The organism is Micromonospora sp. NPDC049114 (assembly GCF_040648635.1).
Taxonomy (GTDB): domain Bacteria; phylum Actinomycetota; class Actinomycetes; order Mycobacteriales; family Micromonosporaceae; genus Micromonospora.
Window position 1 is genome coordinate 19,742 of record NZ_JBEZEA010000019.1, and the last position, 25,149, is coordinate 44,890.

At 73.0% G+C, this 25,149-nt stretch carries 23 protein-coding genes; 15 read left to right on the forward strand and 8 right to left on the reverse strand.

Annotated features, from left to right (window positions below; translation table 11 throughout):
- The first annotated feature begins 112 nt into the window (after positions 1-112).
- The 6 genes from AB0B39_RS31075 to AB0B39_RS31100 all read left to right on the forward strand — a co-directional run bounded on the left by AB0B39_RS31075 (position 113) and on the right by AB0B39_RS31100 (position 8,963).
- On the forward strand, positions 113-1,477 hold the full coding sequence (locus AB0B39_RS31075; protein ID WP_357576077.1) for a glutamine synthetase family protein: 1,365 nt from the start codon (positions 113-115) through the stop codon (positions 1,475-1,477).
- 122 nt (positions 1,478-1,599) lie between these two features.
- Entirely contained in the window at positions 1,600-2,949 is a 1,350-nt protein-coding gene (locus tag AB0B39_RS31080; protein ID WP_357576101.1) for an aldehyde dehydrogenase family protein, read from the forward strand.
- Between the two features lie 5 nt (positions 2,950-2,954).
- A complete protein-coding gene (locus AB0B39_RS31085) occupies positions 2,955-3,722 on the forward strand; it encodes a 3-oxoacyl-ACP reductase (RefSeq protein WP_234584268.1) in 768 nt (255 codons plus the stop codon).
- The gene (locus AB0B39_RS31090; RefSeq protein ID WP_357576078.1) at positions 3,719-4,510 is read left to right on the forward strand and encodes a gamma-glutamyl-gamma-aminobutyrate hydrolase family protein; all 792 of its coding nucleotides are present in this window, start codon (positions 3,719-3,721) and stop codon (positions 4,508-4,510) included. Before AB0B39_RS31085 ends, AB0B39_RS31090 begins: the two co-directional genes overlap by 4 nt.
- A 47-nt stretch (positions 4,511-4,557) precedes the next feature.
- Positions 4,558-5,109: a pyridoxamine 5'-phosphate oxidase family protein gene (locus AB0B39_RS31095; protein WP_357497968.1), complete on the forward strand. Its 552-nt coding sequence runs from the start codon at positions 4,558-4,560 to the stop codon at positions 5,107-5,109.
- A gap of 194 nt (positions 5,110-5,303) precedes the next feature.
- Positions 5,304-8,963 carry a SpoIIE family protein phosphatase gene (locus tag AB0B39_RS31100; RefSeq protein ID WP_357576079.1) on the forward strand — a complete coding sequence of 1,220 codons (3,660 nt, stop codon included), beginning with the start codon at positions 5,304-5,306 and terminating at the stop codon, positions 8,961-8,963.
- A gap of 32 nt (positions 8,964-8,995) precedes the next feature.
- Here the strand turns inward: AB0B39_RS31100 and AB0B39_RS31105 are convergent, their stop codons facing one another.
- The gene (locus AB0B39_RS31105) at positions 8,996-9,310 is read right to left on the reverse strand and encodes an STAS domain-containing protein (RefSeq protein WP_357497964.1); all 315 of its coding nucleotides are present in this window, start codon (positions 9,308-9,310) and stop codon (positions 8,996-8,998) included.
- Between the two features lie 95 nt (positions 9,311-9,405).
- Between AB0B39_RS31105 and map the strand changes: the two genes are divergently transcribed.
- Positions 9,406-10,263 (forward strand): type I methionyl aminopeptidase, encoded by an 858-nt coding sequence (gene map, locus AB0B39_RS31110; RefSeq protein WP_357576080.1) that lies wholly within the window; start codon positions 9,406-9,408, stop codon positions 10,261-10,263.
- Between the two features lie 55 nt (positions 10,264-10,318).
- Positions 10,319-11,032 carry a VIT1/CCC1 transporter family protein gene (locus AB0B39_RS31115; RefSeq protein WP_234584274.1) on the forward strand — a complete coding sequence of 238 codons (714 nt, stop codon included), beginning with the start codon at positions 10,319-10,321 and terminating at the stop codon, positions 11,030-11,032.
- A gap of 6 nt (positions 11,033-11,038) precedes the next feature.
- On the opposite strand, the gene AB0B39_RS31120 is transcribed toward AB0B39_RS31115, so the two are convergent.
- The 7 genes from AB0B39_RS31120 to AB0B39_RS31150 all read right to left on the reverse strand — a co-directional run bounded on the left by AB0B39_RS31120 (position 11,039) and on the right by AB0B39_RS31150 (position 17,643).
- Positions 11,039-11,776 (reverse strand): nucleotidyltransferase domain-containing protein, encoded by a 738-nt coding sequence (locus AB0B39_RS31120; protein ID WP_357497957.1) that lies wholly within the window; start codon positions 11,774-11,776, stop codon positions 11,039-11,041.
- Between the two features lie 152 nt (positions 11,777-11,928).
- Positions 11,929-12,429 carry a nitroreductase/quinone reductase family protein gene (locus AB0B39_RS31125; RefSeq protein ID WP_234584276.1) on the reverse strand — a complete coding sequence of 167 codons (501 nt, stop codon included), beginning with the start codon at positions 12,427-12,429 and terminating at the stop codon, positions 11,929-11,931.
- Positions 12,430-12,512: 83 nt separating this feature from the next.
- Complete coding sequence (locus tag AB0B39_RS31130) at positions 12,513-15,239, reverse strand: FtsX-like permease family protein (RefSeq protein WP_357576081.1); 2,727 nt, start codon at positions 15,237-15,239, stop codon at positions 12,513-12,515.
- A 56-nt stretch (positions 15,240-15,295) separates the two neighbouring features.
- Entirely contained in the window at positions 15,296-16,030 is a 735-nt protein-coding gene (locus AB0B39_RS31135; RefSeq protein ID WP_357497952.1) for an ABC transporter ATP-binding protein, read from the reverse strand.
- Positions 16,027-16,629 (reverse strand): PadR family transcriptional regulator, encoded by a 603-nt coding sequence (locus AB0B39_RS31140; RefSeq protein WP_357576082.1) that lies wholly within the window; start codon positions 16,627-16,629, stop codon positions 16,027-16,029. Before AB0B39_RS31140 ends, AB0B39_RS31135 begins: the two co-directional genes overlap by 4 nt.
- A 52-nt stretch (positions 16,630-16,681) precedes the next feature.
- On the reverse strand, positions 16,682-17,119 hold the full coding sequence (locus AB0B39_RS31145) for a ferritin-like domain-containing protein (RefSeq protein ID WP_234584279.1): 438 nt from the start codon (positions 17,117-17,119) through the stop codon (positions 16,682-16,684).
- Entirely contained in the window at positions 17,116-17,643 is a 528-nt protein-coding gene (locus AB0B39_RS31150) for a hypothetical protein (RefSeq protein WP_357498085.1), read from the reverse strand. Before AB0B39_RS31150 ends, AB0B39_RS31145 begins: the two co-directional genes overlap by 4 nt.
- A gap of 154 nt (positions 17,644-17,797) precedes the next feature.
- Between AB0B39_RS31150 and rimP the strand changes: the two genes are divergently transcribed.
- From rimP to AB0B39_RS31185, 7 genes are all read left to right on the forward strand, one after another.
- On the forward strand, positions 17,798-18,538 hold the full coding sequence (gene rimP, locus AB0B39_RS31155; RefSeq protein WP_357576083.1) for a ribosome maturation factor RimP: 741 nt from the start codon (positions 17,798-17,800) through the stop codon (positions 18,536-18,538).
- Positions 18,535-19,578 carry a transcription termination factor NusA gene (gene nusA / locus AB0B39_RS31160; protein WP_234584281.1) on the forward strand — a complete coding sequence of 348 codons (1,044 nt, stop codon included), beginning with the start codon at positions 18,535-18,537 and terminating at the stop codon, positions 19,576-19,578. Before rimP ends, nusA begins: the two co-directional genes overlap by 4 nt.
- A gap of 16 nt (positions 19,579-19,594) precedes the next feature.
- Positions 19,595-19,927 carry a YlxR family protein gene (locus tag AB0B39_RS31165; protein ID WP_357576084.1) on the forward strand — a complete coding sequence of 111 codons (333 nt, stop codon included), beginning with the start codon at positions 19,595-19,597 and terminating at the stop codon, positions 19,925-19,927.
- 93 nt (positions 19,928-20,020) lie between these two features.
- Positions 20,021-23,035, forward strand: a complete 3,015-nt coding sequence (gene infB, locus AB0B39_RS31170) for a translation initiation factor IF-2 (protein ID WP_357497945.1) — start codon at positions 20,021-20,023, stop codon at positions 23,033-23,035.
- A gap of 90 nt (positions 23,036-23,125) precedes the next feature.
- Positions 23,126-23,422, forward strand: coding sequence for a DUF503 domain-containing protein (locus AB0B39_RS31175; protein WP_234588255.1), 297 nt, complete (start codon positions 23,126-23,128; stop codon positions 23,420-23,422).
- A gap of 126 nt (positions 23,423-23,548) precedes the next feature.
- Positions 23,549-24,037: a 30S ribosome-binding factor RbfA gene (gene rbfA / locus AB0B39_RS31180; protein ID WP_357576085.1), complete on the forward strand. Its 489-nt coding sequence runs from the start codon at positions 23,549-23,551 to the stop codon at positions 24,035-24,037.
- Positions 24,034-25,092 carry a bifunctional oligoribonuclease/PAP phosphatase NrnA gene (locus AB0B39_RS31185; protein ID WP_357576086.1) on the forward strand — a complete coding sequence of 353 codons (1,059 nt, stop codon included), beginning with the start codon at positions 24,034-24,036 and terminating at the stop codon, positions 25,090-25,092. Before rbfA ends, AB0B39_RS31185 begins: the two co-directional genes overlap by 4 nt.
- Positions 25,093-25,149: the final 57 nt, after the last annotated feature.

Consider the following 25,149-nt stretch of genomic DNA (forward strand, 5'->3'; position numbering starts at 1 on the left):
CCGCCCGGCGGGACGGTCACCACGACCGTCCCGCCGGGTTTGCCGCCCTCGGCCCCGGGGGCATTGACGGTGATCCGGTTTGCCAGTAGACCTTGGTGATGGAGGCCCGCGAATGACGAAAGCTCCGCTCACGCTGGAACAACTGCGGGTCGCCGTCGCCGAGGGCGAGATCGACACGGTGGTGCTGGCCCTCGTCGACATGCAGGGCCGGTTGCAGGGCAAGCGGTTCCACGCGCCGTTCTTCCTCGACCAGGTGGTGGCCAACGGCAGCGAGGGCTGCAACTACCTGCTCGCCGTGGACGTCGACATGAACACCGTCGACGGGTACGCGATGTCGAGTTGGGAGCGCGGTTACGGCGACTTCGCGATGGTGCCGGATTTCGCCACCCTGCGTCGGGTGCCCTGGCAGCCCGGCTCCGCCCTGCTGCTGGCCGACCTGACCTGGCTGGACGGCTCCGGTGACGTGGTCGCCTCGCCCCGGCAGATCCTGCGCCGGCAACTGGACCGGCTGGCCGAGCACGGGCTGACCGCGTACGCCGGCACCGAGTTGGAGTTCGTGCTGTTCCGCGACTCGTACGAGGACGCCTGGCGGCGCGGCTACCGCGACCTCACCCCGGCCAACCAGTACAACGTGGACTACTCGCTGCTCGGCACCGCCCGGGTGGAGCCGCTGCTGCGCCGGATCCGCACCGAGATGGCCGGCGCCGGGCTGACGCCGGAGAGCGCCAAGGGCGAGTGCAACCTCGGCCAGCACGAGATCGCCTTCCGGTACGACGAGGCGGTCGCCTGCGCCGACCACCACGTGATCTACAAGAACGGCGCGAAGGAGATCGCCGCCCAGGAGGGCATGTCGATCACCTTCATGGCCAAGCCGAACGAGCGGGAGGGCAACTCCTGCCACATCCACTTCTCGCTGCGCGACCGCACGGGCGCATCGGCGATGCTCGGTGACGGGCCGGCGCACCTGTCGCCGACCGGGCAGCGGGTGCTCGCCGGGCTGCTCGCCACCATGCGGGAGTTCAGCCTGCTGTTCGCCCCGAACATCAACTCCTACAAGCGCTACCAGCCGGGCTCGTTCGCCCCGACCGCCCTGCGCTGGGGCGTGGACAATCGCACCTGCGCCCTGCGGGTGGTGGGGCACGGGCAGGGCATGCGGGTGGAGAACCGGGTGCCCGGCGCCGACGTCAACCCGTACCTGGCGATCGCCGGGCTGGTCGCCGGCGCGCTGCACGGCATCGAGCGGGAGTTGGAGCTGGGCGAGGAGTGCACCGGCAACGCGTACGACGATCCGCAGGCCGAGCGGGCCCCCAGCACCCTGCGCGACGCACTGGCCCTCTGGGAGGCGTCCAGTGTGGCGCGGGAAGCGTTCGGTGACGAGGTGGTCGCCCACTACGCCAACCAGGCGAGGGTGGAGCTGGCGGCCTTCGACGCCGCGGTGACGGACTGGGAGCTGACCCGTGGCTTCGAACGCCTCTGAGGGCCCGCGCCGGGTTGCCCGTGTCGATCATGGACTTGTGGTGGCCGAAGCACGGTGGATTGCGGCTTTCGTGAGGCACCATAACTCCATGATCGACGAGGAGGGGCGGTGGGGGCGTGACGGTGGTTGTTGATCCGGCTTCCGGGGTTGGGTTTCAGGAGGTTAGGGGGGCTTCCCTTGCTGAGGTCGACTCGGCGATCTCGCGGGCGGCTCGGGCGTTCGAGGCGTGGCGGGCCGTCGGGGCGGGGGATCGGGGGCGGTTGCTGCGGCGGTTCGCCGCCGTCGTCGACGCGCACGTGGACGAGCTGGCCGCCCTGGAGGTCCGCAACTCCGGGCACACCGTCGGCAACGCCCGCTGGGAGGCCGGCAACGTCCGCGACGTGCTGGACTACTACGCCGGAGCGCCCGAACGGTTGACCGGACGGCAGATCCCCGTGCCCGGCGGCCTGGACGTCACCTTCCACGAGCCGCTCGGCGTGGTCGGGGTGATCGTGCCGTGGAACTTCCCGATGCCGATCGCCGCCTGGGGGTTCGCCCCCGCACTCGCCGCCGGCAACACAGTGGTGCTCAAACCCGCCGAGCTGACCCCGCTCACCGCGTTGCGCCTGGCCGAGCTGGCCCGCGAGGCCGGCCTGCCCGACGACGTGTTCACCGTCGTCCCCGGTGAGGGCGCGGTGGTGGGGGAGCGGTTCGTCAGCCACCCGGCGGTCCGCAAGATCTGCTTCACCGGCTCCACCGAGGTCGGCACGCGCATCATGGCCGGCTGCGCCGCCCAGGTGAAGCGACTCACCCTGGAGTTGGGCGGCAAGAGCGCCAACATCGTGTTCGCCGACGCCGACTTGGAACGCGCCGCCGCGACCGCGCCGGGCGCGGTCTTCGACAACGCCGGCCAGGACTGCTGCGCACGGTCGCGGATCCTGGTCCAACGCCAGGTGTACGACAGGTTCCTGGAACTCCTCGAACCGGCGGTACGCGCGGTACGCGTCGAGGACCCGTCCCGCGACACCGCCGAGATGGGTCCGCTGATCTCCGCGGCCCAACGGGACCGGGTAGAGAGCTACGTGGCCGGGTCGACTGTCGCCTTCACCGGCTCCCGCCCGGACGGCCCCGGCTTCTGGCACGCGCCGACGGTGCTGCTGGCCGACTCGCCGGCCGACCGGCACTGGCGGGAGGAGATCTTCGGCCCGGTGGTGTCGGTGCTGCCGTTCGACGACGAGGCCGACGCGGTCCGGCTCGCCAACGACACCGAGTACGGCCTCTCCGGCTCGATCTGGACCCGGGACGTGGGACGCGCGCTGCGGATGGCCCGCGCCGTCGAGGCGGGCAACCTCAGCGTCAACTCGCACTCCTCGGTGCGCTACTGGACCCCGTTCGGTGGGATGAAGCGCTCTGGGCTCGGCCGTGAGCTGGGCCCGGACGCGCTGCACTCCTTCACGGACGTCAAGAACGTGTTCATCGCGACTGAGGAGTGAGGCCAGTGCAGGGTCGGTTGCAGGACCGGGTGGCAGTGGTCACCGGAGCGGGCAGCGGCATCGGGTTGGCCACCGTGCGGCGGTTCGCCGCCGAGGGGGCGCGGGTGGTCTGCGTGGACATCGACGCGGAGGCCGGCGAGAAGGCCGCGCAGGAGTGCGGCGGCGAGTTCGTGGCCACCGACGTGGCCGACGAGTCGGCGGTCCGCGACCTGTTCGACGGGGTGGCCGACCGGCACGGCCGGGTGGACATCGCGTTCAACAACGCCGGCATCTCCCCGCCGGACGACGACTCCATCCTGGACACCGGCCTGGACGCCTGGGAGCGGGTGCTCCGGGTCAACACCACGAGCGTCTACCTCTGCTGCAAGTACGCCATCCCGCACATGCGCCGCCAGGGCAAGGGCTCGATCATCAACACGGCCTCGTTCGTGGCGCTGATGGGCGCGGCGACGTCGCAGATCGCGTACACGGCGAGCAAGGGCGGGGTGCTGGCGATGACCCGGGAGCTGGGTGTGCAGTTCGCCCGCGAGGGCATCCGGGTCAACGCGCTCTGCCCCGGCCCGGTGGCCACCCCGTTGCTGCTGGAGTTGTTCGCCGCCGACCCGGAGCGGGCTGCCCGCCGACTGGTGCACGTGCCGATGGGTCGCTTCGGGCAGCCGGAGGAGATCGCCGCCGCGGTGGCGTTCCTGGCCAGCGACGACGCCTCGTTCATGACCGCCGCGCAGTTCGTTGTCGACGGCGGGATCACCGGCGCGTACGTCACACCGCTGTGACACGGCCGCTGATCGGGATCAGCGCGTACGTCGAGCCCGCCGACTGGGCGGTGTGGCGCGGGGTGCGGGCGGTGCTGGTGCCCGAGGCGTACGTGCGGGCGGTGACCGCTGCCGGTGGCCGGGCGGTGGTGCTGCCACCGGACGACTCCGACGGCGACGTGCTGGCGGTCCTCGACGGGCTCCTGTTGGCCGGGGGCGCCGACGTCGGTCCGGGGCGGTACGGCCAGCAGCCGCACCCGCGGACCGAGGACCGGCCGGACCGGGACGCCGGTGAGCTGACCCTGTTGACGGCCGCGCTCGCCGTCGACCTGCCCGTGCTGGGTGTCTGTCGGGGGATGCAGCTGCTCGCCGTGGCGTACGGGGGAACCCTGCACCAGCACCTCCCCGACGTCGTCGGAACGGATGCGCACCGTCCGGCTCCGGGGGTCTACGGCACCCATCCGGTGCGGTTCGCGCCGGGGAGCCTGGCGGCGAGGACGCTGGCCGGGGTGGACCGGGTCAACTCGTACCACCATCAGGCGGTCGCCACCCCGGGGCGGCTCGCGGTCAGCGGCTGGGCGGCGGACGGCGTGATCGAGGCGGTTGAGGACCCGGAGCGTTCGTTCGTGCTCGGGGTGCAGTGGCATCCGGAGAACGAGCCGGACCCGCGCCCGATCACGGCGCTGGTCCGGGCGGCCGGCGAACGAGCGTCCGGCCCGCTGGCTCGGACCGCCGACGAACGCGCGTCCGGCCCGCTGGCGCGGGGCCGCCACGAGGGCATGGACGCGGCGGGGTCGACGACTGTGTGACGCAGGTCGCCCCCGGCGGGGCGTGGCTGCGATGGGAGGATCACCGCATGGGCAAGGTCTATCCGGAGATCGACGGTCGTCTGGGGGAGTTCATCGCGGCCCAGCCGGTCTTCTTCGTGGCCACCGCGCCGTCCGGGCCCGAGGGGCACGTCAACGTCTCGCCGAAGGGCATGACCGGCACCTTCGTGATCCTCGGCCCGCACCGGGTGGCCTACCTGGATTACCACGGCAGCGGCGCGGAGACCATCGCCCACCTGCGCGACAACGGCCGCATCACCCTGATGTTCTGCGCGTTCGACGGTCCGCCGAAGATCGTGCGTCTGCACGGCAGGGGCAGCAGTGTCGCCGTGACCGAGGCGGGCTACGCCGACCGGCTCGCCGAGTTTCCCGCGCCGCCGGACGTGCACGCCGTGCGGGCTGTGATCACCGTCGACGTCGAGCGGGTCAGTGACTCCTGCGGTTATGCGGTGCCGCTGATGGACTTCCGCGCGGAGCGTGACCTGTTGCTTACCTCACACTCCCGCCGTACGGCCGATGATCTGGTGACGTACCGGGCCACCAAGAACGCCGCGAGCATCGACGGACTGCCGGTCTTCTGACAGGTCAGGGGCGCTTGCGGCGACCACCCGGGCCGGCGTCCACCCCCGCGCTGTCGCGTCGGCGGCGGGTGCGGCACTCCTAACCAGCGTCCAAGCGTCGTCATGCGTTACGTTGCTGGTCCGCCGGGGTACAAGTCGGAGCACGGCGCGTGAAGATCAACGGCTGCGGGGTACGGCCGAAGCGGGGAGGCAGCATGAGCTCGGCCCAGGGGGGCGCGGATGCGGGGCATTCCTTCGCGGACGTCCACCACATCCCCCCGCTGCTCGCCGCCGCGTATGCGGGTGGCGGTGAGCTGGGCGAGCGGCTCCGCGCCTTCGACTGGTCCACCCATCCCCTGGGCGGCCCGTCCGGGTGGCCGGGGGCGCTCTCCAACGCCATCGGCATGATGCTCTCCTCCAGCGCGCAGATCGTCATGTTCTGGGGTGACGAGCAGCTCGCCTTCTACAACGACGCGTACCGGCCGACCATCGGCAGCAAGCACCCGCACGTGCTCGGCCAACCGGCCCGACACCACTGGGCCGAGACGTGGGACGTCCTCGGCCCGCTGCTCGACGGGGTCCGGAGCACCGGGCTCTCCTACCGCGGCGAGGACCACCCCTTCCTGCTGGACCGCTCCGGTTTCGTCGAGCAGACCTACTTCGACGTCTCGTACGACCCGATCCGGGGTGTCGACGGCTCGGTCAGCGGCGTCTACTGCATCGTCAACGAGACCACCGGGCGGGTGGTCGGCGAACGCCGGCTGCGGGCGTTGTCGGAGCTGGGCACCGAGCTGGCCGACGTGATCAGCGCGGGCGAGCTGGGCCGGACCGCCACCGACGTGCTCGCCCGGCACTCCGCCGACGTGCCGTTCGCGCTGATCTACCTGGCCGACTCCACCGGCCAGTTCACCCTGACCGCCACCAGCTGCGTCGACCCGGCCGCGGTGAGTGTCCCGCCCGACACGATCGCCGAGCTGGTCGCCGAGGGCTCGCCCGCCACCGTCGAGGTGGGCCGTCTGCTCGCCCAGCCGCCGGCCGGCGCCGCCGACGTGGCGCTCGTGCTGCCCGTCAAGGCCGCCAACGAGACGGTCGGCGCGCTGGTCGCCGGCGTCGACCGCCGGCTGCCGCTCGGCGACGAGTACCGCGACTTCCTCGACCTGGTGGCCGCGCAGATCTCCCGCGCGGTGGGCACCCAGCGGGCGTACGAGCAGGAGCGCGCCCGGGCCGCCGAGCTGGCCGCGCTGGACCGGGCGAAGACCAACTTCTTCGCCAACGTCAGCCACGAGTTCCGTACGCCGTTGACCCTGGTGCTCGGCCCGCTGGAGGACATGCTGGCCGACCCGGAGCTGCCGGCCGCCTACACCGACCGGCTCGTCGTGATGCACCGCAACGCGTTGCGCCTGCTCAAGCTGGTCAACACCGTGCTCGACTTCTCCCGACTGGAATCCGGGCGGCTGGCCGCCCGCTACCAGCCCACCGACCTGGCCGGCTACACCGCCCGGCTGGCCAGCACCTTCCGCTCGGCCACCGAGCGCGCCGGGCTGCGACTTGTGGTGGACTGCCCGCCGCTGCCGGCGCCGGTCTTCATCGACCGGGACATGTGGGAGAAGATCGTCCTCAACCTGGTGTCGAACGCGGTGAAGTTCACCTTCGACGGCGAGATCCGGGTGCGGGTCCGCGCCGAGGACGGCGTCGCCCGCCTGGAGGTCACCGACACCGGCGCGGGCATCGTGCCGAGCGAGCTGCCGCACGTCTTCGAGCGTTTCCACCGGGTGCCCGGGGTGCGCGCCCGCACGCACGAGGGCACCGGGATCGGGCTCGCGCTGGTCCGGGAACTGGTCGAGATGCATGGCGGCGGCGTCGGTGTGACCAGCGAGATCGACGAGGGCAGCACCTTCACGGTGACCGTCCCGTTCGGATCGGCGCACCTGCCCGCCGACCGGGTCGCCCCGTTCGCGCCCCTGCCCACGGGTGAGCCCGAGCAGGCCCGGCTGTACGTGGCGGAGACGGCCCTGTGGGCCGACGAGGACAGCACCGAGCCGGCCAGCCGCCAGCCGACCGACGCGGCCCCGGCTGGCCGGATCCTCGTCGTCGACGACAACGTCGACCTGCGCGAGCACGTGACGCGGTTGCTCTCCCCGACCTGGGAGGTCGTCACCGCGAGCGACGGTCTGGCAGGCCTGACGCTGGCTCGTGAGGGCGGGTTCGATCTCGTGCTCACCGACGTGATGATGCCCCGGCTGGACGGGTTCGGCCTGGTCGGCGCGCTGCGCACGGACCCCCGCACCCGCGACGTGCCGATCGTGCTGCTCTCCGCCCGCGCCGGGTCCGCCGAAGCCGTCGCCGGCCTCTCCGTGGGCGCCGACGACTACCTGACCAAGCCGTTCTCCGGGCAGGAGCTGATCGCCCGCGTCCGGGCCAACGTCGAACTGGGTCAGCTGCGCGGGCAGATCATCCGTCGGCTCCGGGCGCTGGCCGACGCGGCGGTCGCGGTCAACACCGCCCGCTCCACCGCCGACGTGCTCCAAGTCGCCGCCCGGCACGCGCTCAGCCTCGCCGAGGCCGCCCGGGTCGTGGTCACCGCGTCCGGTGCCCGCTCCGAGGCCGACGGCGGTGGCGTCACCGCCACCGACCCGTCCTTCGTGGCGGCGCTGACCGGCACCACCCGCGAGCAGCTCGGCGAGCTACAGGTCTGGCGGGCCGCCGGCGACGATTCGCAGGCCGACGAGGCCGCGCTCACCCAGCTCGCCCGGCTGGTGGGGGTCCGGCTGGAGAACGCGCAGCTCTACGAAGCCGAACACCGCATCGCCACCACGTTGCAGCACAGCCTGCTGCCGAGGTCGCTGCCCCAGTTGCCGGGCGCGGTCGTCGCGAGTCGGTACCTGCCGGGCAGCGCCGACGTCGAGGTCGGCGGCGACTGGTACGACGCGCTCGCGATCGAGGGCGACGACCTGGTGCTGGTCATCGGCGACGTGGTCGGCAAGGGCGTCCAGGCCGCCGCCGCGATGGGGCAGCTGCGCAACGCGCTGCGGGCGTACCTGCTGGAGGGTTTCGACCCGGGTCAGTCGCTGAGCCGCCTCAACCGACTTGTCGGGTCCACCGAGGGGCGTTCGTTCGCGACAGTGGTCTGCCTGCAGTTCAGCCCCCGCACCGGCCGGCTGCGCTACGCCAGCGCCGGCCACCCGTCCCCCCTGCTGATCCGAGGAGACGACGTGGCGTTCCTGCACGACCGCGCGCTCGGCCCGCCGGTCGGCGCCATCCCCGACACGACGTACCGGACCGTCGAGGGGGAGTTGACCGCGGGTAGCCGCCTGCTGCTCTACACCGACGGGCTGGTCGAGGACCGTCAGCTCGGTATCGACGCCGCGCTGGCACAGCTGCGCGCCGACGCGGCCACCCCCGGCGAGCACGTGGCGGATCTGATCGACACGGTGGTCGAGCGGGTCACCGGACGGCCGCGCCGCGACGACGTGGCGGTGCTCGCCCTGGAGGCGGCGGAGCTGAACCGGTTCGCGTTGCGACTGCCGGCGGACCCGACCCGGCTGAGCGTCCTGCGCAAGCGCCTGGAGGACTTCCTCGTCGCGCACAACGTCGGCGAGACGGACCTGTTCGACCTGACCGTGGCGGTCTCGGAGGCCGCCGCGAACGCCATCGAGCACCCCGTCCAGCCGGCCGAGGCGGTGATCAGCGTCGAGGTGGCCATCGAGGACCGGACGGTGATCGCCACCGTGCGCGACACCGGGCAGTGGCGGGAGTCGACCGACTCCGGATTCCGGGGGCGCGGCCTGTCACTGATCAAGGCGCTGGGTGACCTGATGGTGCGGCGTACCGACGAGGGCACCGAGGTGACGCTGCGCCGGCAGTTGCAGAGTTGACCGCGCACCCGGCGGCCGGGGTGTCAGCGGCCTCAGACCGGGTCGAGCCAGCTCTGGTCGCCCAGGCCGGAGATCTCCAGCACCCGGCGGACCTGCCGGGACGGCAGCACGGTGAGCGTGCCGGTGAACTGCTGGGCGAGCCGGACCACTGCGTGGATGGCCGCCGAGTCGAAGAAGGTCACGGCCCGCAGATCGAGGGTGATCCGGCGGGCGGGCTCGCGCAGGGCGGTCTGGAGCATCGTGTCGGCGGTCGCCATGTCGACCTCGCCGGTCACCACCACGCGGAGGTGCTCTCCGTCGATCTCCGCGCTGGCGGAGAAGACGGGTGGTGCTCCCCCTTGATCCACGCAGACACCATGGCACAGCCGACCTGGCAGGGCAACAACCGGGAGTGACCGGCCGTGGCACGGGTCACCAGCTCCTCCGGCGATAGGCTTGCGCCATGACCGTCCGTCCGCCGCTGACCCCAGGCACGCTCTCCCCGATGCGACAGGTGCCCGCCCACATTCCCCGCCCGGAGTACGTGGGTAAGAAGAGCCCGCAGCAGTGGCGCGGCTCGCACGTGCAGACACCGGAGACCATCGAGAAGATGCGGATCGCCAGCCGGCTCGCCGCCCAGGCGACCCAGCTCGCCGGTGAGCACTGCAAGCCCGGCGTGACCACCGACGAGATCGACCGTCTGGTGCACGAGTTCCTCTGCGACCACGACGCGTACCCGTCGACGCTCGGCTACCGGGGCTACCCCAAGTCCTGCTGCACCAGCGTCAACGAGGTCATCTGCCACGGCATCCCGGACTCGACCGTCCTGACCGACGGCGACATCATCAACGTCGACGTGACCGCGTACATCGGTGGGGTGCACGGTGACACCGACGCGACCTTCTGCGTCGGCGAGGTCAGCGAGGAGGCCCGGCTGCTCGTCGAACGCACCCACGAGGCCATGATGCGCGGCATCCGCGCGGTCAAGCCGGGTCGGCAGATCAACGTGATCGGCCGCGTCATCGAGTCGTACGCCAAGCGGTTCGGCTACGGCGTGGTCCGCGACTTCACCGGCCACGGGATCGGCGAGACCTTCCACAGCGGGCTCTACGTGCCGCACTACGACAGCCCCCGCCCCACGGACATCATGGAGCCGGGGATGACCTTCACCATCGAGCCGATGATCACCCTCGGCACCTACCAGTACGACATGTGGGACGACGGGTGGACGGTGGTCACCAAGGACCGCAGGTGGACCGCCCAGTTCGAGCACACCATCGTCGTCACCGACGACGGCCACGAGATCCTGACCCTCCCGTGAGCGCGAGGAACGCAGCGAAGCGAAGTCCCGCAGTCGCGAACGAAGGGCAGCTGCTGTGACCGACACCCCCGCGGCCCTGCGCGAGGCACACCACGCGGACGTCTCCGGCGGCTGGCTGCGCCCGGCCGTCTTCGGCGCGATGGACGGGCTGGTCACCAACATCGCCCTCATCGCCGGCGTCGGCGGCGGTGGCGTGTCACCCCGCAGCATCGTGCTGACCGGGTCCGCCGGCCTGGTGGCCGGTGCGATCTCGATGGGGCTCGGCGAGTACACGAGCGTGCGCTCGGCCAACGAACAGGTCGCCGCCGAGGTGGCCAAGGAGCGGCGCGAGCTGGAGCGGCACCCCGAGGCGGAGGCCCGCGAGCTGGCCGACGCCTGGGTGGCCCGCGGCCTGCCCCGCGACCTCGCCACCCAGGTCGCCGAGGCGGTACGGCGGGACCCGGAGGAGGCGCTGCGGGTGCACGTCCGCGAGGAGTTGGGCGTCGACCCGGACGACCAGCCGAGCCCGTGGGCGGCGGCGATCTCCTCGTTCCTGTTCTTCTCGGTGGGGGCGCTGATCCCGCTGCTGCCGTACCTGCTGGGCGCCACCGATCTCTGGCTGGCGCTCGCCGTCGGCGGGATCGGCCTGTTCGCCGCCGGGGCCGTGGTGGCCAAGTTCACCAACCGACCCTGGTGGACGAGCGGCCTGCGCCAGCTCGTGCTGGGGGCCGCCGCGGCGGGCGCCACCTACCTGGTCGGCTCGCTGATCGGAGTGCAGGGCGGGCTGTGACGCCGGTCAACCGGTGAGCAGCTCGTCGATGGTGCCGTCGACCGGGCGGCCACGCGCCGCCAACTCCTCGGCCTGCCGCGTCAGCACCGCGCCGACCTCCGTCATGTCCGCGCCGGCCAGCCCCGTGCGCCGCACCGCGTCCCCCGGATCGCGGAAGTAGGTGCGGCCCAGCAGGCCGGTCACCGTCGCCGCGGCCAACCGCGCCTCACCGAGCATCAGCAACGCCTGGTCGGTCTCGTACCACTCGGCCAACCGGGCGGCCCGCGAGTGCGCGGCGCTGCCCCGGTACCAGGCCTGCCGCGCCGCGGTGCTGAACTCCGCCGGCCGGGCCCGGGCGAGCCGGCCGAGATGCTCGTCCCGCAACGTCCGCAGCCAGCTCGTCGGGTCGTACAGGGACCGGGTGGTGACGTACCGGTCGGCCGTCAGCGGCCACAACGGGGACAGCACCCGGGCCTGCCCGAGATAGTCGTCGGCGGCGGCCACGGTCAGATCGACAAGCACACCGTCCACCCGCCGGGTCGCCGGCGGCGGCCCGGCGCCCGGCCGGTAGGTGACCACCAGCATCCCCACCTCGCCGTCACCGCCACCGTCGTCGTCGCCGTGCGCCAGGGGACCGTGGACTCCGATCGCGAGCACGTCGGCCGGAAACCGCCGCCGGATCACCTCGGCGACCCGCTCGGCCACCGTCCACCGTCGATCGTCGAGGCCCCGGTCGACACCCGACCGCTCGTTCGTCGCGCTCACGGGTGGGCCTTTGTTCGCGGCTGCGGGGCTCGCAGGACCGGCTCACTCCTCGCGCTCACGGGTGGGCCTTTGTTCGCGGCTGCGGGGCTCGCAGGACCGGCTCACTCCTCGCGCTCACGGGTCAACCTCCGCCTGAAGCGACTGGCGTCAGCTTAGCCAGCCGGCGGGGGGTCGGCCGGTACGCCGCGCCCGGTCGGCACCAGCCGGAAGATGCGGATCTCCCGGCCGCCGGCCCGCTCGACGTACGTGCGGTACGCCGGCCACTCGGTGACCAGCAGCTGCCACAGCCGGTCCCGTTCGTCCCCGGTGGCCAACTCGGCCCGCACCGGGAGCCGGCGACCCTTCACGTCCACCTCGGCGGCCGGGTCGGCGAGCAGGTTCATCGCCCAACCGGGCTGGTGGGTCTGCCCCCAGTTGGAGCCGATCACCACGTACGCGTCGCCGTCGGTCACGTAGAGCAGCGGATTGCTGCGCGGCTTGCCCGAGCGGCGACCGGTCGTGGTGATCACAAGGGACGGGAGTACGCCGAGCGCGACCACCCGGCCCCGGGTGAGCCGGCCGACGATGCGATCGGCGGGGACCAGCAGGCGGGCGGCCGCCCCGAACCAGCGGTGGTGGCCGAGTCGACGGGTGAGGGTTGCGAGCGCTGACACGGGGCCCAGTCTGCCGCCTGCCCTGCCCCGACGACACCACCGGACGGTCCGGTTCCGGTCCCACGGCCCCGGGGTGCCCGGGTTCAGTCCAGGCGACGTTCGATCGGCAGCCCCGACCGGGTGAACAGGCCCGCGCCGAGCATCGCCACCACCGGCACCAGGACCAGCACGCCCAGCGCCGGCCACGGCACCAGGTACGGGTACGGCTCCCGGACCGGCCAGGCCGTGGCGTACTCCCGGTTGGCCGAGAACAGCACGATCGCCGCGGTGCCGAGCCCGGCCACGATGCCGAGCACCGAGCCGAGACCGGCGATCACTCCGGCCTGACAGATCGCCAGCAGTCGGCGTACCGCAGGTGCGGCGCCGACCGCGGCGAGGGTGGACAGCTCGGCGCGGCCCTCCGCGGCGGCGAGCGCCGTGGCGATCCCGGCGGCGCCCACCGTGATCAGTCCGGCCGCCGCGGCGAGCAGCAGCAGCAGCGGAGAGTCGTCGCGCGGAGCGGCGCCATGCTCCACCTGGAGGGAGTACGTCCCGAAGGCCCGCAGGTCGTCGGCGAATCGATCCTGGCGGCGCTGGCTCGGCGGCGCCGGGGTGTCGACCACCCAGCCCGCCTCGACAGTGCTCAAACCGAGTTGCCGGGCGGCGGACGCGGACAGCAGGAGACGGGGCAGGCCGACCGTCCGCGGCAACACGTAGCCGGGCACGTCCTGCCGGGCGGTCGCCTCGTCCCGCCCGATCCGCACCTCGTTCACCTGCACCGTCACCCGGCCGTCGTGCAGGTAGCGCGGGTCGGTCACCACCACGCCTCCGGCGCGCAGCACCGCGGTGGCGGCGGAGGTCGCCGCCGCGTCGGCGCCGGTGAGCAGCGGCAGCGCGCTGCCGTCGTCCACCAGTGTCTCGACGCCGTTGCCGAAGTAGTCCGCGGCACGGTCCTGGCAGCGCGGGTCGGCCCGCGCCTGGCGACGCTGCGTCGCCGACAGGCCGTCACCTGGGGGAAAGGGGCAGATGCGCTCCGGCGGGATTTCCGGCCCGACCGAGCAGTAGTCCGCCGGGTCGTCGGTCGAGGAGCAGAGCGGCACGCGTACGGGTGCGATGGCGGTGGCGCCCAGCTGCGCCCGTGCGACGGCGTCGACCTGGGCCAACGTCGGCTCCGGCTGCCGGCGCGGCTCCTCGGGGTTGATGCGCACGTGACCGGTGGGCAGCATCGGCCGGTAGGCACGGGCGTCCCGGACGCCGTCGCTGGTCAGGTATCCGCCGAGCGCGACGCTGCTGGCCACCGCGGCCATCACGGCGCAGATGGCCGGCGCCGCGGCGGCCCGGTTGCGGCTGGCGTCGCGCAGCGCGATGCGGGGCGCCAGCGGCAGCAGCCGGCCGAGCCGGGCGAGGACGCCGATCAAGGTGGGCGTGCAACAGACCAGGCCCAGCTCGCCGAGGATCAGGCCGGTCAGGATCACCGCCGGTGACGTCCGGCTGGCCCCGAACGCCGCGAGCGCCGCCCCACCGACCACAAGCGTCAACCCGAGGGCCAGGGCGCGGGCCCGGGGCGGCGGAGGGGTACGTCGCCCGGCAAGCCCGGCGATGACGTCCTGCCGGGCCGCCGTCCAGGCCGGCGCGAGCGCGGCCAGCACCCCGGCCAGCACCGCGACCCCGCCGAGCACGACCAGGGCCGAAGGCCAGCAGCGGTACCCGCCGAAGCGGGCGCTGAAGACGTACTGCTCCATGAGCGGACGGCCGGCGAACGCCGCGCCGACACCGAGCAGCAACCCCGTCGCGGCGCCCAGCACGCCCAGCACCACGCCGTCGGCGAGCACGACCCGACGCAGTTGGGCCGCGTCCCCACCGGCCACCGCGACAAGCGCCAGGTCGCGGCGCCGACGGCGGACCCCCACGGCGAACGCCGGCCCGACCAGCAGTACGACCTCCAGCAGCCCCAGGCCGGCGATGAGCACGCCGGTGCTCAGGTCGGTGGTGTCGGCGTAGCCGATCCAGCTGCGGGACGACATCGCCGAGGCCGGAAGGTGGCGGGGTACGACCACCACCCCGTGGTCGTTGAGCCGCGACACCATCGCCGCGTCGACGACGCCGGGCACGTCGACCAACCAGCGGGTGTCCGACTGCGGATCGGCCCGCCCGACGGCCGTCGGGTGCAGCGCCACCACCGGGCCGAGGTCGTCAGGAAACTCGACCACCCCGACCACCGTGTACGTCCTCGTCCTGTCGGCGGTGGCCACGGCGTCGCCCAGGCGTACGTCCAGGCGGCGCAGCGCCGTCGGGCTCACCGCGATCTCGCCGGGCTGCTGCGGCGCCCGCCCCGACCGGAACCGCACCAGGCTCCGGGCCAGCGGGTCGGTGAGGTCGAGCACCCGCCCGTCCAGGGTCTCGTCACCTCTCGGGCCCCGCACCTGCACCGGCCCTCCGGCGCGGACCTCGGTGACCCGGCTGCCGGAGCCGAGCAACGCGGTCACCTCGGCGGCGGTGGCCGGACGGCCGACCGCCGACTGGGTGCCGTCCCGGGGATACCAGCTGTCGCCCCACTCGTCCTGGATGAGCGGCGTCTCGGCGACCCACCGCAGCTCCGCGTCGGCGACGCCGAGGCGCCGGTCGAGACGCTCCTGCGGGGTCAGTTCGGACATGTCGTAGCTCGTGGCGAAGAAGGCCAGCACGAGCACCGGCAGGGCGATCATCGCGAGCACCAGGGCGGTACGCCGACGCGCCCGGCGCGACTCCCGTCGGGCGATCCGCAGCGCGGCCCGCCACGAGCCGGTCAGTTCGGCGAACCTCCGCCGCCCGGCGGACGCGGGCGGTGTCACCGGACCCACCGCCGGCGGATCGACGCGGCGGCGTGCCAGCGGCGACCGGCGCAGGGTCAACGGTCGCTGCCGGACAGCAGTTGCTCGACGCTGCCCAGCGGGGCCGTCGTGTCGACCAGAACGCCGTCGCGCAGGAACACCACGCGGTCGGCCCAGCCGGCGTGGCGCGCTTCGTGGGTGACGAGGATGCCGGCGGCGCCCGCGTCGACCCGGCGGCGCAGCAGGTGCAGCACCGCCTCGCCGGTCTGCGAGTCCAGGGCACCGGTGGGTTCGTCGGCGAGCACCAGCCGCCGCTCGCCGACCAGCGCGCGGGCGATCGCCACCCGCTGCTGCTGGCCACCGGAGAGCTGGTCCGGGAAGCGGTCACCCAGCGCCGGCAGGCCCACCTCGGTCAACGCGGCCAGAGCCGCCGCGCGGGCCCGCCGGCCGCCGACGCCGTCGAGCTCCAGCGGGAGCGCGACGTTCTCCAGGGCGCTCAGGCTGCCCAGCAGGTTGAGCTGCTGGAAGATGTAACCGATGCGACGGCGGCGCAGTTGGGCCAGCCCGCGGCGATCCAGCGCCCCGAGCGGCTGGCCCTCGACCCGGACATCGCCGCGGGTCGGCCGGTCCAGCCCACCGGCGAGAGCCAGCAGCGTCGACTTGCCCGAACCGGACGGACCCATCACGGCGACCAGCTCGCCCGGCCGGACGACCAGGCTCACACCGCGCAGCGCGTGGACCGCCGCCGGGCCGGAGCCGTGGGTGCGGTGGACGGCGCGCAGCTCCAGCACCGCGTCGTCCGTTCCGCTCACCGTCGCGCCTCCTCGTCGACCCACCGCGCGCCGTCCGACGCCCCGGGGTCGGGCGGCCGGGGCGGGTGCGTCGTCGGCCCGTTGGGCTGATGCCGGACCAGGCTGCTCTCGCAGTGGTCCAGCCACCGCACCTCAGCCTCTGCCTGGAACACCATCGAGTCCAGCACCAGCCGCCACGGCATGTCCTCCGGGCGGTCGCTGCCGTACTTCAACCGGGTCAACTCCTGCAACGTGCGCATCGTCGCGCTGCGCTGGGCCTGCACCACCGAGCGGACGTCCACTCCGGGGGTGGTGAGCGCCAGGGCCAGTTTGATCGCCAGCTCGTCGCGGGGGCGGTCGTTACGGCTGATCGGGGTGGCGAACCACAGCGCGAGGTCCGCCCGGCCGGCGTCGGTGATCTCGTACGGGCGCTGCCCGGCCTCGCTCTCCGGCAGCGGGCGCACCAGACCGTCCCGTTCCAGCCGGGACAGCGTGGTGTAGACCTGCCCGATGTTCAGCGGCCAGGTCGAGCCGGTCGACTCCTCGAACGCGGCGCGCAGCTGGTAGCCGTACATCTGGCCGCGTTCGAGAAGGGCGAGCAGCCCGTGACGGATGGACATGGCAACGGAGTATGCATACCTGGTATGCGCTCCGCAACCGGAGCGGACCGGCTCAGCTCGGGCGGCCGGGAAATGCGACAGTCAGCGGGGTCACCCCTGCGGTCTTTCGCCACCGCGTGGCCCGTACGGCGTACTCGACGAGGGCGGCCAGTGCCTGGTCGCGGTCCGGGCCGGTGGTGGACGCCAACGCGGCCCGCCAGTGCGCCGCGGTGCGCTCCTCCACCTCGACGGCGAGCCGCAACGCGCTCGCCCGGTCGGTGACGGGAAACGGCAGGGCGTACCCGGCCCGGCCCGGCGGAACGGTGCCGCCGGTGGTGCTGAGCTGCACCACCAGGGCGTCGCGCCGGCGTCGGTGCGCGGCCTCCGCCTGGTGTGCGAGGTCGCGTGCCGCCCCGGTGAGGCGGACGCCGATCCGCCCGTAGGCGTAGATCGCCGCGTACTCGGCGGAGAGGGCGGCGGCGAGGGCCTCCCCGGCGGTGGGCTGCCTCACTTCAGTGCCTCCTGGTGGGTGGCCCGGGCGGCGGCGATCGACCCGAGCAGCGCCGCCCGCTCGGCGGGCGCCGCCGCGCAGGCCGCGGTGGCCGACTGTTGTGCGGTCTTCTCCCGCGCGCGCAGGGCGGCCAGCGCGTCGGCCGGCTCGGTCGCCGCGGTGGCGCTCGGGTCGGCGGCGGGCGCGGACCCGAGAGTGACGCCGATGACCCGGGCGAGCTCGGTGGCGTGCGCGGTGTGTGTCTCGGCGATGGGGCCGAGGCGGTCGGCCAGGTCCGGGTGGGCGGCGGCGCCCGCCCGGTACGCGGCGGCCAGGCCCAGCGCCTCGTCGACCATCGGGCGCAGCGGGTCCGGCGGTGGCGCCGGCTCGTCGTCGCGGTCGAAAAGATCACAGCCGGTCAGCGGCGCCGCTGCGCAGCCGAGCGCCAGCAGTGCCCCGGTGCGCAGGAGCTTTCGCCGGTTATGTCCGGATACTTGGTCGCGCGGTGTCGTTCTGCCGATCCCCACCGGGCAAGTGAACACCATCCGCGCCGGTCCGGGGGCCATCGCCGTCGGTGCGCCGCCCGGTCCGCCGCCGGGCAGGCGCGTTACGCTCTGCGCAGCCACCGGCGCGTCCGCTCCGGTGGCGTGCCGGCATGGCGGGACGAAGGTCCCGGTCGACCAGGGAAAGGGTGCGCAGATGACGCAGCGTGGCCGTGCCACCAGGTCGACGGGTCGACCCCGCGACGGCGCGGGCTCCCGCGGACCACGCGACGGCGCCACTCCGCGCGCCGCCGCCCCGCGCGGCGGCGGTGATCTCGCGGCACGACGCACCCGGTTGCGGACCGTGATCGAGCCGGTGGTCAACGGCGTGGGCTACGACCTGGAGGACCTGTCGGTCTCCCGGGCCGGCCGCCGGCACGTGGTGCGGGTGATCGTGGACGCCGACGGCGGCATCGACCTGGACGCGGTCGCGGACGTCTCCCGTGCGGTCTCGGCCGCGCTGGACGCCGCCGAGGAGACCGACGGCGACATTCTCGCCGGGGAATACCAGCTCGAGGTCAGCTCGCCGGGTGTGGACCGGCCGCTCACCCTGCCCCGGCACTGGCGGCGCAACGTGGGCCGGCTGGTCAAGGTCACCATCCGGGGCGCGGCAGCGCTGCCCGGCCAGCGGGGCGAGCAGCCCTCCGGGGATCGCCAGCTGACCGGCCGGGTGGTCGGGGCCGACGACGAGACAGTGCAGTTGGAGACCGACGCCGGCCGCGACTCCTGGGCGTACGCCCAGTTGGGTCCGGGCCGGGTGCAGGTCGAGTTCACCCGCCTCGCCGAGCTGGGCGAGCCGGACGACACCGACGAGTTCGACGACGCGGACGACGCGGACGAGAACGACGATTCAGACGACATCGACGACGAAGATGATGTGGAGGACGAGGAGAGGTGAACATCGACCTCGCGGCGCTGCGCGCACTCGAGCGCGAGCGGGAGATCCCGTTCGACACGATTCTCGCGGCGATCGAGACCGCGTTGCTGACCGCCTACCGGCACACCGACGGCGCCGAGCCGCACGCCCGGGTGGAGATCGACCGCAAGTCCGGCGCCGCCCTGGTGTACGCCCAGGAGATGGACGCCGACGGTTCCCTGGTGCGCGAGTGGGACGACACGCCGCACGACTTCGGGCGGATCGCCGCGATGACCGCCAAACAGGTGATCCTCCAGCGTCTGCGGGAGGCCACCGACGAGGTGCACTTCGGCGAGTACGTGGGCCGCGAGGGTGACCTGATCACCGGCGTGGTGCAGGCGCACGAGACCCGTACCGAGAAGGGCATCGTCAGCGTCGACCTGGGCAAGCTGGAGGGCGTGCTGCCGCAGTCCGAGCAGGTGCCCGGCGAGCGGTACGCCCACGGCGAGCGGGTCCGGTGCGTGGTGGTGCACGTGGCCAAGGGCATGCGCGGCCCGCAGATCACCCTGTCCCGGTCGCACCCGGCCCTGGTCAAGAAGCTGTTCGCGCTGGAGGTCCCGGAGATCGCCGACGGCACTGTCGAGATCGGCGCGATCGCCCGTGAGGCAGGTCACCGTACGAAGATCGCCGTCCGCTCCACCACCCCCGGGGTGAACGCCAAGGGCGCCTGCATCGGTCCGATGGGCCAGCGGGTGCGCGCGGTGATGAGCGAGCTGCACGGTGAAAAGATCGACATCATCGACTGGTCGGACGACCCGGCCACCTTCGTCGGCAACGCGTTGTCGCCGGCCAAGGCGCTGCGCGTCGAGGTGGTCGACCTGGCCGGCCGGGCCGCCCGGGTGACCGTCCCGGATTTCCAGCTCTCGCTCGCCATCGGCCGCGAGGGGCAGAATGCCCGACTCGCTGCCCGGTTGACCGGTTGGCGGATCGACATCCGGTCCGACGCGGAGCAGACCGCGCCCGCCGCGCGCGGGGCGGCGGAGCACGTGCCGGAGCCGGGCGGCGCGATCTCGGGCAGCTAGGGGTAGACTTCCTCCAGTGGTACGACGCGCGCAGCCGGAGCGCACCTGTGTGGGCTGCCGGAAACGTGCGCCGGCCAGCGAATTGCTGCGGATCGTCGCGATCGGGGACGAGGCTGGTCACAGCCTCCGGCCTGATCCGCGCCGCAGGCTGCCGGGTCGGGGAGCGAACATGCACCCGGATCCGGCCTGCTTCGCGCTGGCGGTGCGGCGCCGCGCCTTCGGGCGAGCGCTGCGCATCACCGAGGTCCTCGACCACGGTGTGCTGGCAGAGCACGTCGATGCGCCAACCACTACGTCCGGTCAGCCCGACCGGGCGAGGGTCGCTAGCAGGGTAGGACGACCGACATGAGCACACGATGAAGTCCCTGAAATGACCAGGCTTCAAGTGCACGAGTGAGGTCGCTGCGGGTGCTGCCCGCACGACCTCGGAGTGAGGAGTGCAGTGGCAGGCAAGGCCCGCGTACACGAGCTTGCAAAAGAGCTCGGGGTCGAGAGTAAGACCGTTCTCGCCAAGCTGAAGGAAATGGGCGAGTTCGTCAAGTCCGCGTCCAGCACGGTCGAGGCGCCCGTCGCCCGACGGCTGCGTAACGCTTTCGTCGCGTCTTCCGGTGCTCCGGCGCCGGCAGCCCCGTCGGCGCCCGCGCCGACGCCGGCTTCGACGCCGACCCCGACGCCGTCTCCGACCCCGGGTGCCCCCCGGGTCTCGGCGAAGCCGATGCCGCCTCGGCGGCCGGCCGCGCCGGCACCCGGTCCGAAGCCCAAGGGTCCGGTGCCCGGTGCGCCGCAGTCGGCGGCCCCGGTCGCCAAGCCGGCGAGTGCCCACGACATCGAGGTGGCGGCCGCCGAGGCGCGTGCCGCCGCGCTGAAGGCTGAGCAGGAGGCCGCGGTCAAGGCCGCGCAGGCCGCCCGCCAGCAGCAGCGGGAGAACCCCGTTCGCCGGGAGCCTCCGGCGGAGGGCAACCGTCCGGGTCCGCGGCCGGGTCCGGCAGCGATGCCGCCCCGTCCCGGTTCGCCGGCCGCTCGGCCGAGCACGCCGGCGCCGGGTCCCGGTGCCCGACCGGGCGGTCGTCCGCCGGCGCGCGGTGCCGGTAACAACCCGTTCGGAATCCAGGGTGGCCAGCAGCAGCGGCCGCCGGCTGCGGGTGCGGGTGGCCCCCGGCCCAACAGCCCGGCGGGTATGCCGCCGCGGCCGAGCCCGAACTCCATGCCGCCGCGGCCCAGCCCGGCGTCCATGCCGAGTCAGCGCCCGGCTGCCGGTCGTCCCGGCCCGGGTGGCGCCGGTCGTCCCGGTGGCGGCGCAGGTCGCCCCGGTGGCGGTGGCGGCGGGTTCCGTGGTGGTCCCGGCGGCGGCGCCGGTGGTGGCGGCGGTTACCGCGGCGGCCCCGGTGGCGGCGCGGGTGCCGGCGGTGGCGGTGGCTACCGTGGCGGTCCCGGCGGCGGTGGCGGTGCTCCCGGCGGTGGTTTCCGTCCGGGCGCACCCTCGGGCGGCGGCGGTCGTCCGGGTGCCGGTGGTCGTGGCCGTGGCGGCGGCGCCGCGGGTGCCTTCGGGCGTCCGGGTGGCCGGCCGACGCGTGGCCGCAAGTCCAAGAAGCAGCGCAGACAGGAGTTCGACAACCTGTCGGCTCCGACCATGAGCTCGGGTGCTCCCCGGGGTCAGGGTCAGGTCGTCCGGCTCTCCCGTGGCGCCTCGCTGTCGGACTTCGCCGACAAGATCAACGCCAACCCGGGTTCGCTGGTCCAGGAGATGTTCAACCTGGGCGAGATGGTCACCGCGACCCAGTCCTGCTCTGACGAGACCCTGCAGCTGCTGGGTGTGCACCTCGGCTTCGAGGTGCAGATCGTCAGCCCGGAGGACGAGGACCGCGAGCTGCTCGCGCAGTTCAACATCGACCTCGACGCGGAGGTGGCCGAGGAGCGTCTGGTCAGTCGTGCGCCGGTCGTGACCGTCATGGGTCACGTCGACCACGGTAAGACCAAGCTGCTCGACGCGATCCGTAAGGCGAACGTGGTGGCCGGCGAGGCCGGTGGCATCACCCAGCACATCGGTGCCTACCAGGTCCACGTCCCGCACGAGGGCGAGGACCGCGCGGTGACCTTCATCGACACCCCGGGTCACGAGGCGTTCACCGCCATGCGTGCCCGTGGTGCCCAGGTGACGGACGTCGTGATCCTGGTGGTCGCGGCCGACGACGGCGTGATGCCGCAGACCATCGAGGCGTTGAACCACGCCAAGGCGGCCGACGTGCCGATCGTGGTCGCGGTCAACAAGGTCGACAAGCCGGAGGCCAACCCGGACAAGGTCCGCCAGCAGCTGACCGAGTACGGCCTGGTCGCTGAGGAGTACGGCGGCGACACCATGTTCGTCAACGTGGCCGCGAAGCCGGGCATCGGCATCGAGGAACTGCTCGAGGCTGTCCTGCTGACCGCCGACGCGTCGCTGGAGCTGACCGCTCCGATCGACGGGCCGGCGCAGGGTGTGGCCATCGAGGCGCACCTGGACAAGGGTCGCGGTGCGGTGGCGACGGTGCTCGTGCAGAAGGGCACCCTGCGGGCGGGCGACTCGATCGTCGCCGGTGGGGCGCACGGCCGGGTCCGGGCCATGCTCGACGAGAACGGCAACCAGCTCACCGAGGCCGGTCCGGCGCGTCCGGTCATGGTGCTGGGTCTGACCGCGCCTCCCGGCGCGGGCGACACGTTCCTCGCCGCGGCGGACGACCGTACGGTGCGGCAGATCGCCGAGCAGCGGCAGGCGCGGCGGCGGGCGGCGTCCTTCGCCAACTCCCGTGGTCGGGCCACTCTTGAGACGCTCATGGAGCAGCTCAAGGAGGGCGAGAAGACGTCGCTCAACCTCATCCTCAAGGGCGATGTCTCCGGTTCGGTGGAGGCTCTGGAGGACGCGCTGTTCAACCTCGACATTCCCGAGGAGGTCCAGCTCAAGGTCCTCGACCGGGGTGTCGGCGCGATCACCGAGAGCAACGTCATGCTCGCGAGTGCCTCGTCGGAGCCGGTCACGATCATCGGCTTCAACGTGCGGGCCTCGAACAAGGTCCGCGAGATGGCCGACCGCGAGGGCGTGGAGATCCGGTACTACACGATCATCTACCAGGCCATCGAGGAGATCGAGGCAGCGCTCAAGGGCCTGCTCAAGCCGGAGTACGAGGAGGTCGAGCTGGGCACCGCGGAGATCCGCGACGTCTTCCGCTCGTCCAAGATCGGCAACATCTCCGGTTGTATCGTCCGGTCGGGCATCATCCGGCGCAACGCGAAGGCACGCCTGCTGCGGGACGGGGCGGTCGTGGCGGACAACCTCACGATCACCTCGCTCAAGCGGTTCAAGGACGACGCCACGGAGGTCCGCGAGGGCTTCGAGTGTGGTCTGACCCTGGGTGGTTACAACAACGTCCAGGTCGGCGACGTCATCGAGACCTTCGAGATGCGGGAGAAGGCTCGCGCCTGATCCGGCAGTGACACGCTGATCAAGGGGTTTACGCCAACCGGCGTAAACCCCTTGATCATGCGGGGCGGGTTGCCGGTATCGTCCTGGGCGATGTTCACCGGAAACGCGGTCTTCGACCTGCTGCTGCCGGGCGACTCCCGGTCGCTCAAAGCCAAGAGATCATATGTACGGCCGATCGTGGCGGCGCTGCGCCGCTTCGAGGTCTCGGCCGCCGAGGTGGGTGCGCTCGACCTGCACGGTCGAGCGGAGATAGCGGTGGCGGTGGTCGCCGCCGAAGCGGCGCACGTCCGCGAGGTGCTCGACTCGTGCGAGCGCCTGGTGGCCGCGCGCCCCGAGGTCGAGTTGTTGTCGGTCCGGCGCCGGCTGTACGGCGTGGACGACGACTGACCCGGGGTGCCGGCGGTGCCGGGCGACCGGCGCCGCCGCGAAGGTAGTGTTCGACATGTTGGCCGGTCGGCCGGCGGCCCCGGGTCGCCGGGTCGGCCGGGAGCAGGACGCCGTGGAGGTGGCGAGATGTCTGATCCGGCCAAGGTACGCCGGCACGCGGAACGGGTGCGTGAGCTGGTCGCGTCGGTGGTGCGGAGCCAGATCAAGGACCCGCGGCTCGGCATGATCACCATCACTGATGCCCGGATCACCGCTGACCTGCGCGACGCGACGGTCTTCTACACGGTGCTCGGTGACGCGGTGGCCCAGGCGGACACGGCGGCGGCTCTGGAGAGCGCCAAGGGGCTGCTACGCAGCACGGTCGGCAAGGCCCTCGGGTTGCGGCACTCGCCGACGCTCACCTTCGTGCTGGACGACGTGCAGGACCAGGTCAAGCACATCGACGATCTGCTCGCCGCCGCCCGCAACGCGGACGCGGAGGTGCAGCGGCTCGCCGCCCGGGCGGAGTACGCGGGCGAGGCACAGCCCTACCGGGTCGACGAGGACGAGACCGACGACGAGACCGACGAGGCCGCCGACGTCCCGGAGAACCCCCGGGGTGGGGCAGCGCGGTGACGGCCGCCGCCGGTGCACAACTCGTCGCGCCGGTCGACACCGGCCCGGCCGAGGCGGACTGGGCCGCGGCCGAGGCGCTGATCCGCGCCGTCGGGCCGACCAGCCGGGTGCTGCTGATCTGCCACGTCAACCCGGACGGGGACGCGCTGGGCAGCATGCTCGGTTTCGGTCTGGGTCTGCGCCAGCTCGGCGTATCCGGGTTGCAGGCGACTTTTCCCGGGCCGCCGGAGGTGCCCGAGCCGTTCCGGGGGCTGCCCGGCTTGGAGCTGCTGGTCCCGGCCGGCGCCGCGGATCCAACCCCGGATCTGGTGATCTGCTTCGACGCGGCCAGCGAGTCGCGCCTCGGTGAGCTGGCCGGTCGGCTGTCGACGGCTCCTGCCGTCCTGGTGCTCGACCACCACGCCTCGAACCCGGGCTTCGGCTCCGTCAACCTGGTCGACCCGCGGGCCGCCGCCACGTCGGTGGTGGCCGAGCAGCTGTTGGCGCGACTGGGCGTACCGCTGGATCGGGCCATCGCCGAGTGCCTGTACGTGGCGTTGACCACGGACACCGGCTCGTTCCGGTTCGAGGCGACCACTCCGGCGGTGCACCAGCTCGCCGCCCGGCTGCTGTCTACCGGCATCTCGCCCGGGGACATCTCCCGGCGGGTGTTCGACACCCGACCCTTCGGCGCGGTCCGCCTCTTCGGGGAGGTCCTCGGCCGTGCTCGGCTGGAGCCGGCCGCGGCCGACGGTCTGGGGCTGGTGTGGACCTTCGCCACCCTCGACGACCTCAGCCGCCACGATCAGCGGCCGTACGTCCTGGAGGCGTTGATCGACTCGGTGCGGTGCACCGCCGAGGCGGACGTGAGCTGCGTGCTGAAGCAGACCGCCGCCGACGAGTGGGCCGTGTCGATGCGGAGCAAGGGCGCGGTGAACGTCAGTCGCGTGGCGGTGGCGCTGGGCGGGGGTGGCCACACGTTCGCGGCCGGGTTCACCGGCCGGGGGACCGCCGAGCACGTCATCGAGGCGATCCGCGGCGAGCTGACCGGGGCACTGATCACCGGCGACGCCTGACACCGTTCCCGGGCCGCCCGACGCCACCGACCCGTCCACGTTCTGATCCGGGGCGGG